The sequence below is a fragment of the Mycobacterium sp. NGS11 genome (genome assembly GCF_059813315.1).
On the sequence record NZ_JCALEJ010000005.1, the window covers coordinates 261,249 to 275,496 of the forward strand.

Consider the following 14,248-nt stretch of genomic DNA (forward strand, 5'->3'; position numbering starts at 1 on the left):
CTCAGGCTAGCGTCGCGTTCGGCGGCGACCGCTGAATCCCTTCGCGAACTCACCGGCGGGGAGCAGCCCGGCGCCGTGAACGCCCGGCGCGCGCACCGCCGGCCGTCAGACGACGTTCGACGATGTCCAGCGCGCGTTCGGCCCATCGAATGTTCTCCTCCTCGAACGAGATTCCGCGCATCAGCGTCAGGTAAGGGCCGACTCGCTCGGACTCGGTGAGGTACTCGTCCTCGGTGCGCCCGTCGAGCACGCGCTCCCGCAGCCGTTCGTAGCGCTGCACTTTGGCCACTGCCCAGTCCAGCCGTTCGCGAACGAATCCGCGGACCGCGTCGAGGTCTCCGGCGTCGCTGGCTTGGACCTTGACCAGCAATTCGTCGCGGATGACGGACGGCTTCGGCGCCTTGGCCGTGAACTGCCGGATCGCGTCACGCCCGGCCTCGGTCAGCGAGAACATGCGCTTGTTGGGCCGGCGTTCCTGCCGCACGACGCGGGCCTGGATGAGGCCTTGCCCGGCCAGCCGGTCGAGTTCGCGATACAGCTGTTGCGGGGTGGCCGGCCAGAAGTTGGCGACCGAGGCGTCGAATTCTTTGGCCAGGTCGTATCCGGACGATTCGCCCTCGAGGAGCGCGGCCAACACCGCGTCACGCAGCGACATCGGTCGATACTATAACGCGCGATTATTCAACAAAGTGACCAATCGCACTCTGGACATCGAACGCCGCGCGACCTAGCGTCTAATCCACCTACTCAACTAGTTGACTATGTGAGGTCGCGATGCACCCGTTCCGCAAAGCCGTCGAAGAGCGCGATGAGAAGGGCATCCAGGCGATGTTGGCCGACGGCGTGGTCTTCACCAGCCCGGTGGCGTACAAGCCCTACGTCGGCAAGCCGATCACCGCCGCGATCCTGCGAGGTGTGCTGCGAATCTTCGAAGACTTCCGCTACATCCGCGAGATCCACGACCCAGGCGGTCGCGATCACGCCTTCGTGTTCGAGACCGGTATCGCCGGGGCGCCGGGGGTGAAGATCACCGGCTGTGACTTCCTGCACTTCGACGACGACGGTCTCATCGACGACTTCATGGTGATGGTGCGGCCGTTGTCGGGCGCGACGGCACTGTCCGAAGCGATGGGCGCGCAGTTCGGGCGCATCCAGCAGGAGGCGCTCGAATTGGCCAATCAATCCGGTACCGCGTAGAAGTAATGACCATGCGGATTGGACTGAGCGTCAATTATGCCGGCGGTTTCAAGGACGTGGCCGCCGAAGTGGCCGATCTGGAAAAGGCCGGATTGGACATAGTCTTTGTCCCCGAGGCGTATTCGTTCGACGCGGTGAGCGCGCTGGGCTATCTGGCCGCGAGCACCGAACGGGTAGGGCTCGCCTCGGGCATTCTGCAGCTCTACACCCGCACGCCCACCCTGACCGCGATGACCGCAGCCGGCCTGGACTACGTCTCCGACGGCCGGTTCACCCTGGGCCTGGGCGCCTCCGGCCCACAGGTCATCGAGGGCTTCCACGGTGTTCCCTACGACGCGCCGATCGGGCGGACCCGCGAGGTCATCGACATCTGCCGCCAGGTGTGGCGGCGCGAGACCGTGCAACACCGGGGCAAGCACTACACGATCCCGCTGCCCGCCGACCGGGGAACCGGGCTGGGCAAGCCGCTCAAGCTGATCAATCAGCCTGTCCGCGAGCGCATTCCGATACTGGTGGCCGCGCTGGGGCCCAAGAACGTCGAACTGGCGGCCGAGATCGCCGAGGGCTGGCAACCCATCTTCTATCTGCCGGAGCGGGCGCACCAGGTGTGGGGGGATGCCCTGGCCGCCGGCCGGGCCAAGCGCGATCCCGACCTCGGCGACCTCGACATCTATGCCGGACCCGTGCTGGCGATCGGCGAAAATGTCGAGCCGCTAAGGGAATTCGTCAAGCCACACCTGGCGCTCTACATCGGCGGAATGGGCGCCAAGGGTAAGAACTTCTACCACGCCCTGGCCACCAAATACGGCTACGGTCCCCAAGCCGACCGGATTCAGGAGCTGTATCTGGCCGGTGACAAAGACGGCGCCGCCAAGGTCGTGCCCGATGATCTGGTGCGAGACGTCAACCTGATCGGTAGCCGTGAGTTCGTCAAGGAACGTCTTGCGGTGTTCCGTGAGGCGGGGGTGACCACCCTCAACGTGGCACCCATCGCATCCACCACGGGCGAACGGGTCAAGCTGATCGAGACGCTGCGCGAACTCGTTTGATCGCCGGTGGCGCCAATTCAGTGTTGCCGGTGGCTATCCCGGCGTAGCCGCACCGCTCTGGTTACCGCTGCCGCCGTGGCAAACAGTGCCATCGCGGAAAGGATCACCACCGAGGCCGCGGAGCCGACGGTGGCCAAGATCAGCGGAAGCGCGAAGCCGACATACGTGACGACATAGAACACTCCGGTCAGGGCGCCGCGCAGGTGCGGTGGGGCCGCGGCCTCCAGGTCGATCAATCCTTCGCGCAGGCAGAGACCCGAGGCGCAGCCGAGGACAAGCAGGAGGGGGAACCCCAATGCCGGGCTCAGAGTGGGCGGCGCCGTCGCGGCCACCGCGTAGCCGAACGCGGCCAGCACCGCACCCGCAGTACCGGCCTGGGGCCCCCACCGCAGCGCGCGGGCCAGTACCTGAATGACACCGCTGACACCGTTGACGAGCAGGGTGGCCGTGCCCGCCGCCATCGGAGCCGCGAGCGCGGTGTGTAGCCGGGTGGGGATCGTGACGAATCCCAGTGTCGCCGAGGCATATACCCACGGCGCAAGCGGCATGGCCCAGCTCAGCGCCCGGCTGAATGCTCGCCCCCCGGGTGTGGCCGGGGCGGTCCGGCCTGAGTCGTCGTTCGTGGCCGGCGCCGCCGCTTCGGCGCGTCGGGCCGCGCCGACGACCGCGAACGTCGCCAACATGACAATGGCTGCGGCCACACCGAAGGAGACTCCGATGCCGGATCGTCCGGCCCACACAATGAACCCGCCGGCGAACGGTCCGAGGGCGAAACCGGCCGTCAGCACCGCCCCGGCGGTCGCGGCACCGGCGGGGCCGCGCAGATCCGATGCCCACGCGGTGCACGAGCTGATGGCGAGGCCCACACCGATCCCGACGACCAGCCGACCCAGCAGCAGGGCGCCCGTGTGCTGGGACAGCAGCATCACCGCCGTGCCCACCAGCGCGGCGGCCGAACCCGTCACCGCGACCGACCGGCGCCCGAGCGAGTCCGACACGCGGCCACCGACGAGCAACCCCGGTAACAGTCCGACGGCGTAGATGCCGAAGATCCCGTCGAGCGTGGCCGTGCTGAGGTGCTCGCTGTCACTGATCACCGGCATCAACCCGACGAAGTGATTGGCGACCCACCCGGTGGCCAGCAGCAGTGCCAACACGCTGGCAAACAGCGTCCGGTCGCCCGCGGGCTCGCCCCCCGACCGCTTGATGCCATCGTTGCCGGTGCGCACATTCGACGAGGTCACGAAGGTTCTCCCTTCCCAAACTCGAGGTGTGTGCGTGGCCGACCGACGATGATAGAACGCGACGCCACCGGGGCTGTTATTTACGCTGGGGGTGATCGCATCGCTGCGTCGGCGCGACACCGCCGGCCCGGCGCCCGCCTGCAAACACGGCGATCACCGGTGCGGGGCTTGCTTCGGGGTTTGAAATCAGGCGATTTGGTCTACTGATACCAATACTCGCACCCAGGAAGGCAAATGATGAAGTACATTGCGGCAGCCACGATCGCGATCTCCGTCTTGCTGTCCAGCGCGTGTTCGGCCTCACAGGTCATCAACACCGGTGGCGACACGAAGTGCAAAGATTTCACCACCCAGGACGAGAAGAAGCAGAACGACGAAGTCAGCAAGATGCTCAAGGACAAGAACGGCGCCGACCCGAGCAATGTGGAGATCTCCGCAACGCGGCTTTCGGCGATGACGTACTGCCAGACACTCGGCAAGCCCGACACCAAGATCTCCGAGGCACCGCACGGCTGACGGCGGCCGCACCGACCGTGATGCCGTTGGCCATCGCGCTGCTGGCCGGCTTGGGCAAGCTCACCGATGGGGTCTCGGGGGCCGTGGAGACCCGGATCGTGCGGCGGCGGGGGTAGCTCGCGTCAGCAGAGAAGCTGCGGTGAGCAACTGCCAGGCGATGATCGAGTACACGCTGCCGCGCTCCCATGAGCCGCCGGGCAGCAGCACCGTCTTCGCCGTCGCGGAATCGACCATCAGCATAGCGATGGAAGAAAAACCCAGGGCCGCAAGCACTTTGGAAGCCAAGCGATACCGACGGCACTCGGCGAGTGCCGTGATCGCATCGGGTCCGGTCAAGATGGCGGCGTTGCCCCCAAGAATCGCCAGCGCGGCGCCGTCGACGTGCACCGTGCCGCTGTGCACCGTACCGATCACGACGTTGCCGACCGCATTCCCGGCGACAGCACCCAAAAACACCCTGGCCCTTCGGTTGTCGGGCACCCCCACGACCAGTGACGCCCCAAGCAGGAACAAAATGCCCTGCAGGTAGAACGCCGCGTGTATCAAATACCCCCGTGGCGAGTAGACCGTCCGTCCGCGAACCAGCCTGCCGCTGGGGAGGCCGAGATCGCTGATGTAGTCGCGGGCATAGCTGTAGGCGGGCTCGAAGCCCGCCGCGGCGACCGCCTCGAGGACCAGGTAACCGATGCCCGCCACGACCCACAGGGCTGCTCCGCGCGCGCTGGCCACGTTGGGCGACTCCTTCCCGGCGGGACCGGTAAGGGCCGGCCGCTTTCATATTGGCGCCAATGTTTTCACGTGGGACCGGCTTACCCGCACAATAACGCGATGCGTGCAGAGCGGGAGAACTTGAGAAGCGCGGCCTATCCGAAGCGTGCCGCCGCGGGCGTTCGCCGATGTCTGTCGACTATCGCGCTGATCGGGCTGGTGGGATGCGCCGCACCGGCGCACAACCCCAACTCGCCGGCCGCAGGCGGCGAGTTCGCGGGCCCTATCGACATCGGCAACGGCCGGCACCTGTATCTCAAGTGCCTCGGAAAGGGCGGACCCACAGTCATTTTGGAGTCGGGATATCACAACTCTTCGGATCCGTGGAGTCAGTCCGACACCGCTGCGCCGGCAACGGGTCCGGCCGTGCTGCCGTCGCTGGCCGCGGACCACCGCGTCTGCGCCTACGACCGGCCCGGCACCCTGCGCTATCCCGATCCACCCAGCATCACCGACCGCAGTTCGCCGGTGGCGATGCCACGCAGCGCCCAAGACGTTGTCCAGGATCTGCATGCGCTACTCGCCGCCGCCCGTCTTCCCGGCCCGTACGTCCTGGTCGGGCACTCGCTGGGCGGGCTGTTCATTCGGCTGTACGCCCAAACTTATCCCGACCAGGTGCGGGCGCTGGCGTTCGTCGACGCCTTTCCGGTCGAGATACCGGACCTGATGGGATCGGACTGGCCGACCTACCGCCAGGCGTTGGACCAGCCGTTGCCCCAGTTCGCGAATGCGCCGTCGTTTGAGGAGATCGACATCGACAAGAGCGTCGCCCAGGTCGGCGCGGCCCCCGCCTTTCCGGCGGTCCCCGCCGTCGTGCTGACCAGGACTGAACCGTTTGCGGTTCCCGGCACCGTCTCGCCGGAGCAGAGCCTGAAATTGGAGCAGGCGTGGCGAGAGGCATCGGCGGATCTGATTGCGCTGCGCCCGCAGACACCGCACCTGATCGCGACCGGCAGCGACCATTTCATCCAGATCCACCAGCCCGATCTGGTCGCGGCCGGTGTACGTCTGGTGATGCAGAGGTCGGAAACTACCCGGTGACCGCAGCCGTGCGCCGGCTCCGGTCAGAAGAACGTCCCGGCATGCGGCGCTTCGGGCACCGCGAAAAGTTCATCGGCCACATTCAGCGCCACCGGATCGTCGGCGCGGGCCAGCCCGGCCGCGGTAAGGCTGCGCCAGCTCGTGCCGCCGAGCAGCGCGGCCCCAAGCCCCGCGATCCCGACGCGGATGTCGGCGCGCCGGCTTGTCGGTTCGGCGCCGGCGCCGCTAATCGAAAAGCTCACCGAATTCGTCGACAGCAATGGGTCATTCACCGCGATAGTCACCGTCCCGCCGCCGACATAGGATCGTGCCGTCAGCGCACGCGGGACATCGATGACTCGCAGCCACGTTTCGTCGTGCACAGCGGTGACCTTCGCCGCCCGACGATCGACGAACAGCCACGGCAACACGTCGTCGATGGGCAGCATCCAAAACTGCACTCGGTCAACTAGATCCAGGCCGAGCAGAAAACGCAGCAACCCGAGATAGGCGTCGGCGGTCGGCGCGAAGAAATCCTCGACCACGACGGTGCGTTGGTCGCTGACGAACCAATTTTCGGTGCCGATCGGCCGGTAGCGGGCGAAACCGGTCTCGGCGCCCGGTTCGCCATGTGCGGCGACATACCAAGCCCCCGAGGAGGATTCGGCTCGGCGCCGCGCGCTCTCCCACCACACCCCAGGGCGGTCGATGGTTCCGGGACGCGACGGGCGGTTGGCGTCGTAGACGCGGGGCAAAATGTCCCAGACTTCGGCCGTGCCGAGCAACCGCACCGGGCCACCCGGGCCGACCCCGGGGCGAAACGCCGCCCGCGCGGTCGTAACCTCCACGCTCTGGAAGCGACTCGCCACCCCGTAGCCATACCGCTCATAGATGGTGGCCTCCGACGCCCGCAGCGACGCGACGACCTCGCCACGCGCCGCGACGTCGCGGAGCTGGTGACGGATCAATTCGGTGGCGACCCCCCGCCGGGTGAACGACGGCAAGACGCCGATGTGGGTTATCGCGGCGTGGCCCACGGCGGCTCCGCCGGGAAGTGTCAGGCTGCTCGTCACAGCATCCGCGGTGCCGACGAGTAGTCCGTCGACGAACGCGCCGACGGTGCGCCCGGGCTCGAACAGCTTGGTGATCTGGCGGGGCGGCAGGTTCTGCACGGGCGGCAGGCCCACCATCGCGGTGCGGAACAGTTGAGCCGCGGCGACGAGGTCGTCGTCGGTGTCCAGGACCCGGACCTCGGTGGTCATTCGGCCATCATGACGCGCCCTGCGCGTGGGGTCACCCGAATTGCGCGCCTGCTAACGGATCGGCAGCCCGGTCACCGCCCGCGAAATCACCAACCGCTGGATCTCGCTGGTGCCCTCGAAGATCGTGAAGATCTTGGCGTCGCGGTGCATGCGCTCCACGGGGTAGTCGCGGGTGTAGCCGTTGCCACCAAGGATCTGGATGGCCTCGTCGGTGACGTAGACCGCGGCCTCGCTCGCGACCAGCTTGGCCATCGAGCCCTCCGCCGAGTCGAAGTTCTGGTTGTTGCGCGCCATCCAGCCGGCCCGCCACACCAGCAGGCGGGCCGCGTCGATGCGGCTCTTCATGTCCGCCAGCTTGAACGCCACCGCTTGGAATTCGCCGATCTTGCGGCCGAATTGCTCACGCTGGCAGGCATAGTCGAGTGCGTACTCGTAAGCGGCCCGCGCCACGCCGACGGCCATCGCCCCGACGGTGGGCCGGGTGCGCTCGAAGGTCTTCATGGCCGCCTGGCCACCCGTGGAGGCACCGGACTTGACCCGGGCGATCCGCGCCTCGAACTTCTCCCGGCCGCCGAGGATGGCGTCCTCGGGCAGGCGGACGTTGTCGAGCACCACCTCGGCGGTGTGCGACGCCCGAATGCCGTGCTTCTTGAATTTCTGGCCCTGCGCAAGACCTTTGGTGTCCGGCCCGATGACGAAGCTCGCCTGCCCGCGGGTGCCGAGTTCGGGATAGACGGAGGCCACCACGATGTGCACGTTGGCGATGCCGCCGTTGGTGGCCCAGGTCTTGGTGCCGTTGAGCACCCACTCGTTGGTCGCCTCGTCGAAGCGAGCGCGGGTGCGGATGCCGCCGACATCAGAACCCGCGTCGGGCTCCGACGAGCAGAAGGCGCCGAGCTTGGGCTCGTCGGCCGTACCGAACATTTCGGGCAGCCAGCGCCCCAGCTGTTCGGGAGTTCCGTTGCCCGCCAACGCCGCTGCGGCCAGGCCGGTGCCCATGATGGACAGCGCGATGCCCGCGTCACCCCAGAACATCTCCTCGAACGCGGTCAGCATGCCCAGGCCGGTGGGCTCGGCCGCCTGCTGCGCGAAGAAGTCGGGGGAATACAGGCCGACCTTTGCGGCTTCCTGGATCACCGGCCACGGCGTTTCCTCCCGTTCGTCCCACTCGGCCGCGGCCGGCCGGATGATGTCGGCCGCGAACTTGTGCACCCAGTCGCGCACCTCGATCACGTCGTCGGACAGTTGCAGTGAAAATGTCACAGCTGTGCTCCTGAAATAGGTTGCGTATTAACGGTTTCGGTATTGGTTGAGAACGCTGACCGTTTGGTTGACCCACGCCTCGAAATATCGCTCTTCACCGGTGTTTCCGGGCAGGCGGCCGGTGAGGGCCTGCAGAGTCGCGGCGTACGACAGCGACCCGATCGCGACCGCCGCGGCCGCCTCGGGATCGGGAATGCTGGTGCGGCCGGACCGGTTTAATGCCGACAGTTCGTCGGCGAAGCGTTGGTAGGCGTTGTCGGTGATGACCTGCCACGTTTTTTCGTCGAGATCGCCGAGCTCGTCGGGTTCACGCAGCATGACCTTGAGCAGATCTTCGCTCTGTTTGAGGTTGCTCCAGATCAGCTCGCCGGCGATGCGCACCGCCCGCTCAACGCTGCCCGGTTGTCCAGCGTCGTATTCCTCTCGCGCGGCCACGATGCTGTCGATGCGGTGCGCCACCGCCGCCTCGAGAAGCTCGCGCTTGGAGCCGAAGTGCTTGTAGAGCGCGCCCGAGCCGGGCGCCAGGCCCGATTCCCGCTGGATGTCGGCCACCGACGTCGCCGCGTAGCCCTTGGCGGCAAAGAGCCGCAGCGCCGCCGACAGCAATCGGTCACGGCCGGAGGCGAGCATGGTGAGAGAGTACTCACTCACCCTGGTCACGGCAAAATCGGGCGGGTTCAAGCACGTGGCGGAGGAGGTGGCGAGGCGGCTGGCGTTAAATTCTTGCGAAACGCCACCGCGCTTGATCGCGCCGGACCGGTACTGCTGTGAGGGTTGTACTCAGGTTGGTTGACCAACGATCAGCACCCACCGAAGGAGCCTGACATCCGCGTCCTACCGCGCGTGCAGCTGCCCATGCGGGTGCTGTCGCTGCGCACGATCGTCATCGTCGCCGCCATATCGGTGATGACCCTCGTTGTGCTGCTGGGCACCTGGGTGTGGGTGGGGGTGACCAACGATCAATACAGCCAGCTCGATCGGCGGCTCGATTCGGTCAGCAGCCTGGGTGACATCAGCAGCCTGCTCAACAACGCGGAGCACACCAGCCCGGACCGCCCCGCGCCGGATGGCAATCTGGTGCGCACCGCCCGCATCGGCGGCGTGACCGTGTCGGTGCCCAACAGCATCGTGTTGCCCCGGCTTCCCGACGGCTACGCCAACACCACCATCAACGGGGTGCAGTACCGCGTCCGCACCTTCACGGCGGGCCCCGCCTCCATCGCGCTGGCCGCTCCGCTGGCCGAAGCTCAGCACCGGATCAACGAACTGCACCTACGGGTGCTGCTGATCTGTGCCAGCGTGATCGGCGGCACCGTCGTCGTGGGCTGGGTGATCTCGTTGATCATGGTCAATCCATTCCTGCTGCTGGCCCAACAGGCCCGCGCGATCAACGCCCAGTCGAGCCCCGACGAGGTTCAGGTTCGCGGCGTGCGCGAGGCCGTGGAGATCGCCGAAGCGGTCGAGGGAATGCTGGCCCGCATCGGCAAGGAGCAGCAGCGCACCAAGGCCGCGCTCGAATCGGCCCGCGACTTCGCCGCGGTCGCCTCCCACGAGCTGCGCACCCCGTTGACCGCCATGCGCACCAACCTGGAGGTGCTGTCCACCCTGGATCTGCCGCTCGAGCAGCGTCACGAGGTCATCGGCGACGTCATTCGCACCCAGAGCCGCATCGAGGCGACACTGACCGCGCTCGAGCGGCTGGCCCAGGGTGAGCTGACGACCGTCGACGATTTCGTCCCGTTCGACATCACCGAGCTGTTGGACCGTGCCGCGCACGACGCACTCCGCATCTACCCCGACGTGGACGTGTCGCTGGTGCCCTCGCCGACAGTGCTGATGATCGGATTGCCCACCGGGCTGCGGCTAGTCATCGACAACGCGCTCGCCAACGCCGTCAAGCATGGGAATGCCCGCAAAATCCTGCTGGCCGTTGGCAGTTCCGGCGAGGGCGTCGAGATCACCATCGACGACGACGGCACCGGCGTCCCGGAATGCGAACGCGCCACCGTCTTCGAACGGTTCACCCGAGGCTCGACGGCGTCCCGGTCGGGCTCGGGGCTGGGCTTGGCGCTGGTCGCCCAACAGGCCGAATTGCACGGCGGCACAGCGGCATTGCACACCAGTCCGCTCGGAGGCACCCGGTTGTTGTTGCGGCTGGCCGGCGATGGGCGCGGTCCGGCATAGCGGCGGATAGCTGGGCGCCGCCATTATTTCAGCCCGAAAAGGTTCCGATCGGGACGCCGAAAAACAGGCGCGCCCCGGGCATTGGCTACGCCGATCTTCGGCAATAGCCCCGCAATTACCAGCGGCCTTTTCGTAGGGACATTCGGCATCAAACTCGCAGCGTTATGCCGTCGCCTTCCGCGACGCTCGCAAAGGCCGTGACCCGGGCGCACCAGGTAACGGAGGTGCCTTTGTGACAGCCGAGTCCTGAGAGGCGGCTGAGGTTATCACCGACTCCTTTTGGTAATCCAGTACTTTCACGCTTGGGGCCGGCGCCGCTAAACAAAATCCTGCGGCCTAAGCCGGTCCCGACCGGAGTGAATAACACGATCACCGAAATCCCATTACACTATGGCCCCAAGCACCCCGATTTGGGTTGAGCGTTCGGAGGGAAGTCATGGGTCCTGTCACGTCGGTGCAGTCAGAGGCGGTGCTGGCGTCGGCCGGCGCCGAGACGGCGATCAGCGCGGAGACCGAGGCAGCGGCATCGGCTGCCGCGCCCGTTCTGCTCGGTGTGCTGCCGATGGGCGGCGATCCGGACTCGGCCATGTTCGCGGCGGCGCTTAACGCCTGCGGCGGCAGCTACCTGGGCGTAGTGTCTGAGCACGCCGCCCAGCGCGGCCTGTTCGCCGGCACGCAGAGCATCGCCTCGAGCACGTACGTCGTCACCGAGCTCATGCGCAGCTTGACGATGGCAATCGGGGCTTAGTCACCAGGTTCCCAGCGAGGCATTAAGGGGGGAAGTACGCATGGCCGATCCGGGATGGGCTGCGCGTACGCCTGAGGAAAACGACATGCTGCTCAAGGCGGGGGCCGGCGTCATCACCCACCTGGCGAACCAGGCCGCCTGGACTGCCTTGGCGGCCACCCATCACGGCTCCAGCATCGCGTCAACGATCAACACCGTCGCGACGTCGGCGAGCTGGACGGGCTCGGGTTCGTTGGCCTCGGCTGCGAACGCGACCGCGCTGAACGCGTCGCTGCACGGGCTGGCCGGCTGGGTCGACGTCAAGCCGGCGGTGGTGTCGACTGCGGTCTCGGCGTACCAGATGGCGTACGGCTCGATGCGCCCCGCTCCCGAATGCATCGGCAACCGCACCGAGACCGCCGCCGACTACGGCATCAACCCGCTGGTCCTCGGCGCGTTGACCCCACGCATCACGTCGCTGGAGCTCGAATACTTCGGGTCGATGTGGCCGAACAACTCCGCGGTCGGCGCCAGCTACGGAACGATCCTGACGGCCCTGTCGCAAAGCCTCACCATCCCTCCGCCGATCGCATCCATGGGCGCATCGCCGGCCGCGCCCGCGCAAGCGGCGGCGGCGGTCGGCGAGTCGGCGGCGGAGCAGGGGGCCGGCGACGGCATGCGCGCCGCCTTCCAGGGCGCCCAGACCGGGACGCAGGGGGCCGGTCAGGCCGCCTCGGGTGGGCAGGACTTCATGAGCCAGGCCAGCACGCTGATGCAGCCGGCGCAGCAACTGATGGGAGCGGTCCCGCAGGTGATGCAGGCCCCGATGCAGATGATGCAGGCGCCGATGCAGATGATTCAGCCGCTGATGGGCATGTTCGCCAATCCCGGCGCCATGGGCATGGGCGGAGCGGCGCCTGCCGTCTCGGCGGTCTCGGCGACCACCGGACTGTCCGCGGCGGAGGCGGGGGCCGGCGGCGGCGCGCCCCTGGGGGGCGCCGGCAGGCCCCCAACCAGTTACCCCCGCCCGGCCCGCGCCTCCGCCCCCGCGACCGGCGGCCGGCCGGTAGGGCTGCGGCCGGCCGGGGCATTGGGCGCCGAGGCCATGCGACCGCAGACGACGTCGATGGGCGGTGCCCCGATGGGCGGTATGCCCGTGGGTCACGGGGCGGGAAGCGACCGCGGCTCGCGTGACAAAGCCGACCAGCCCACGACCGTGCGAGTCGTCGACGCCCGAGTGTGAACCACTGGTGAAAGGTGAATCGACAGGTCCAATTAGCCGCCATACACTTCGCTTCATGCCCACACGGGGGGCGGCCCACCGGAGAAGGAGAATTCCGTGACAATCAAAGTAACACCGCAAATGCTTCGCGATGCTTCCAACGCCATTCAGGCGAACATGGAGCACGCGATCGGGATTGGCCAGGGATACGTCGCGAATCAGGAGAACGTGATGAATCCGTCCACCTGGTCTGGCTCGGCGGTGACGGCGTCACACGCGACGGCCATCGAAGTTCAGAACGACTTGAACAAGGTTTTGACCGGCGGCACGCGTCTGGCCGAAGGTCTTACGAAGGCGGCGGCCCTGATGGAAGGCCACGAGGCCGATTCTTCGCACGCCTTCAGCGCGCTATTCGGCGGCCACGGCTCCTAAGCATCCACTCAGTCGCAATTCCATCAATGGTCTTTTGAAAGGAACTCACAATGTCCGACCCGATCACCTATAACCCGGGAGCCGTCGCGGACTTCGCCACCGACGTCGCCTCCCGCGCGGGCCAGTTGCAGTCGATTTTCGACGACACCTCCAACCGCACGCACGCCCTCCAGGAATTTTTCGCCGGCCACGGCGCATCGGGCTTCTTCGAGGCGCAGGCGCAGATGCTGTCCGGGCTGCAAGGCCTCATCGACACCATCCGCCAGCACGGCGTGACGACGTCCCACGTGCTGGACAACGCGCTCAGCACCGACCAGCACATCGCCGGTCTGTTCTGAGTCCATCCGACCAAGCGAAGGTGGGGCGGCTGCCCCGGGCGCGTGTGCCCCACCTTTGGTCTCCTGTTCACGGGTCGGCCGATTCATCCAGTGACGATGAGGCGAGATGCTGACAACGACGGTGGACGGCTTATGGGTGTTGCAGGCGGTCACCGGGGTCGAGCAAACCTGCCCTGAATTGGGGCTGCGGCCGATGCTGCCGCGCCTGGACACCCCCGAGCGCGCCAGGAACCATCCCGCGGCCGCCGAGCTGGTGGCCGCCGGTGCGCTCGATGAGGCCGGCAACGTCGACCCGATGATTCGGGAATGGCTGACGGTCCTGTTGCGACGAGACCTCGGACTGCTGGTGATGATCGGGGTACCGGGTCGGGAGCCGACGCGCGCATCCATTTGCCGCTTCGCGACGTGGTGGGTGGTCTTGGAACGCCACGGGGACATGGTGCGGTTGTATCCCGCGGGAACGGCCGGCAATGAAGCGTCGGCCAGCGACCTGCTGGTGGGTCAGATCGAGCGGCTGTGCGGCGTGGCCGAGGCGGCGCCGCTGAAGCCGGTCACGCTGGACACCGAGCAGTTGCTGAGCTCGGTGCGCGACACCGCCAGCCTGCGAGCATTCCTGCTCGAGCAGCGCCTCGACGCTGACCAGCTGCAGATGGTCCTGACGGCCGCCGATCCGGCGCGGTCCGCGCACGCGAACATCGTCGGGTTGCAGGCCGGCGTGGGGCCGGACGAATTGGCGCGGATAGCCGTCGGCGACTCGACGGTGTCCATCGTCGACACCCCGGCGGGGCGGATCTGCATCGAAAGCGTCACCTCGGGGCAGCGTCAATACCAGATCCTCTCGCCCGGCTCGCGCACGGACATCGGCGGCGCGATTCAACGGCTGATCCGCCGATTGCCCGCCGGCGACGAGTGGCACTCGTATCGGCGAGTCGTGTGACGCTGCGCTTTGCCATGGGGAAGCAAAACGTAAGGGGCGCGACGGAAGCGAACTGACGAAAGTCAGTTAGTAGCCAAAGTCTTGGAATA

At 67.1% G+C, this 14,248-nt stretch carries 15 protein-coding genes and 2 pseudogenes; 11 read left to right on the top strand and 6 right to left on the bottom strand.

All coding sequences use genetic code 11. The annotated features are described in order from the left end of the window. Nucleotides 1–49: 49 nt before the first annotated feature. Nucleotides 50–655: a PadR family transcriptional regulator gene (locus AC5Y4T_RS09710; RefSeq protein WP_499917326.1), complete on the bottom strand. Its 606-nt coding sequence runs from the start codon at nt 653–655 to the stop codon at nt 50–52. 119 nt (nt 656–774) lie between these two features. Here AC5Y4T_RS09710 and AC5Y4T_RS09715 point away from each other — a divergent pair, with 119 nt between their 5' ends. Continuing rightward, complete coding sequence (locus tag AC5Y4T_RS09715) at nt 775–1,197, top strand: nuclear transport factor 2 family protein (RefSeq protein ID WP_499952830.1); 423 nt, start codon at nt 775–777, stop codon at nt 1,195–1,197. A gap of 11 nt (nt 1,198–1,208) precedes the next feature. After that, nucleotides 1,209–2,246 carry an LLM class F420-dependent oxidoreductase gene (locus AC5Y4T_RS09720; protein ID WP_499952831.1) on the top strand — a complete coding sequence of 346 codons (1,038 nt, stop codon included), beginning with the start codon at nt 1,209–1,211 and terminating at the stop codon, nt 2,244–2,246. Nucleotides 2,247–2,263: 17 nt separating this feature from the next. Here AC5Y4T_RS09720 and AC5Y4T_RS09725 read toward each other — a convergent pair whose 3' ends face one another. Further along, on the bottom strand, nt 2,264–3,490 hold the full coding sequence (locus AC5Y4T_RS09725; protein WP_499952832.1) for an MFS transporter: 1,227 nt from the start codon (nt 3,488–3,490) through the stop codon (nt 2,264–2,266). A gap of 234 nt (nt 3,491–3,724) precedes the next feature. On the opposite strand from AC5Y4T_RS09725, the gene AC5Y4T_RS09730 reads away from it, so the two are divergent. Both AC5Y4T_RS09730 and AC5Y4T_RS09735 read left to right on the top strand, forming a co-directional pair. Beyond that, a complete protein-coding gene (locus AC5Y4T_RS09730) occupies nt 3,725–4,006 on the top strand; it encodes a hypothetical protein (RefSeq protein WP_067357681.1) in 282 nt (93 codons plus the stop codon). Nucleotides 4,007–4,023: 17 nt separating this feature from the next. Next, a pseudogene (locus AC5Y4T_RS09735) lies at nt 4,024–4,122 on the top strand (ABC transporter permease); the annotation flags it as partial. A 28-nt stretch (nt 4,123–4,150) separates the two neighbouring features. Here the strand turns inward: AC5Y4T_RS09735 and AC5Y4T_RS09740 are convergent. After that, nucleotides 4,151–4,735: pseudogene (locus AC5Y4T_RS09740) on the bottom strand (DUF998 domain-containing protein); the annotation flags it as partial. A gap of 99 nt (nt 4,736–4,834) precedes the next feature. Between AC5Y4T_RS09740 and AC5Y4T_RS09745 the strand changes: the two are divergent. Next, nucleotides 4,835–5,815, top strand: a complete 981-nt coding sequence (locus AC5Y4T_RS09745) for an alpha/beta fold hydrolase (RefSeq protein WP_499952833.1) — start codon at nt 4,835–4,837, stop codon at nt 5,813–5,815. A gap of 23 nt (nt 5,816–5,838) precedes the next feature. Here AC5Y4T_RS09745 and AC5Y4T_RS09750 read toward each other — a convergent pair whose 3' ends face one another. The 3 genes from AC5Y4T_RS09750 to AC5Y4T_RS09760 are packed head-to-tail and all read right to left on the bottom strand — an operon-like array spanning nt 5,839 to nt 8,949. Then, a complete protein-coding gene (locus AC5Y4T_RS09750) occupies nt 5,839–7,056 on the bottom strand; it encodes a GNAT family N-acetyltransferase (RefSeq protein WP_499952834.1) in 1,218 nt (405 codons plus the stop codon). A gap of 51 nt (nt 7,057–7,107) precedes the next feature. After that, nucleotides 7,108–8,319: an acyl-CoA dehydrogenase family protein gene (locus tag AC5Y4T_RS09755; protein WP_499952835.1), complete on the bottom strand. Its 1,212-nt coding sequence runs from the start codon at nt 8,317–8,319 to the stop codon at nt 7,108–7,110. A 27-nt stretch (nt 8,320–8,346) separates the two neighbouring features. Further along, nucleotides 8,347–8,949, bottom strand: coding sequence for a TetR/AcrR family transcriptional regulator (locus tag AC5Y4T_RS09760; RefSeq protein WP_499952891.1), 603 nt, complete (start codon nt 8,947–8,949; stop codon nt 8,347–8,349). Between the two features lie 225 nt (nt 8,950–9,174). Between AC5Y4T_RS09760 and AC5Y4T_RS09765 the strand changes: the two genes are divergently transcribed. From AC5Y4T_RS09765 to AC5Y4T_RS09790, 6 genes are all read left to right on the top strand, one after another. After that, complete coding sequence (locus AC5Y4T_RS09765; RefSeq protein WP_499952892.1) at nt 9,175–10,503, top strand: ATP-binding protein; 1,329 nt, start codon at nt 9,175–9,177, stop codon at nt 10,501–10,503. Between the two features lie 436 nt (nt 10,504–10,939). After that, complete coding sequence (locus tag AC5Y4T_RS09770) at nt 10,940–11,251, top strand: PE domain-containing protein (RefSeq protein WP_499917318.1); 312 nt, start codon at nt 10,940–10,942, stop codon at nt 11,249–11,251. 40 nt (nt 11,252–11,291) lie between these two features. Next, complete coding sequence (locus tag AC5Y4T_RS09775) at nt 11,292–12,473, top strand: PPE domain-containing protein (protein ID WP_499952836.1); 1,182 nt, start codon at nt 11,292–11,294, stop codon at nt 12,471–12,473. A gap of 96 nt (nt 12,474–12,569) precedes the next feature. Beyond that, nucleotides 12,570–12,884, top strand: coding sequence for a WXG100 family type VII secretion target (locus AC5Y4T_RS09780; RefSeq protein WP_040630553.1), 315 nt, complete (start codon nt 12,570–12,572; stop codon nt 12,882–12,884). Between the two features lie 50 nt (nt 12,885–12,934). Continuing rightward, on the top strand, nt 12,935–13,222 hold the full coding sequence (locus tag AC5Y4T_RS09785; RefSeq protein ID WP_007771836.1) for a WXG100 family type VII secretion target: 288 nt from the start codon (nt 12,935–12,937) through the stop codon (nt 13,220–13,222). 106 nt (nt 13,223–13,328) lie between these two features. Then, nucleotides 13,329–14,159, top strand: a complete 831-nt coding sequence (locus AC5Y4T_RS09790; RefSeq protein ID WP_499952837.1) for an ESX secretion-associated protein EspG — start codon at nt 13,329–13,331, stop codon at nt 14,157–14,159. Nucleotides 14,160–14,248: the final 89 nt, after the last annotated feature.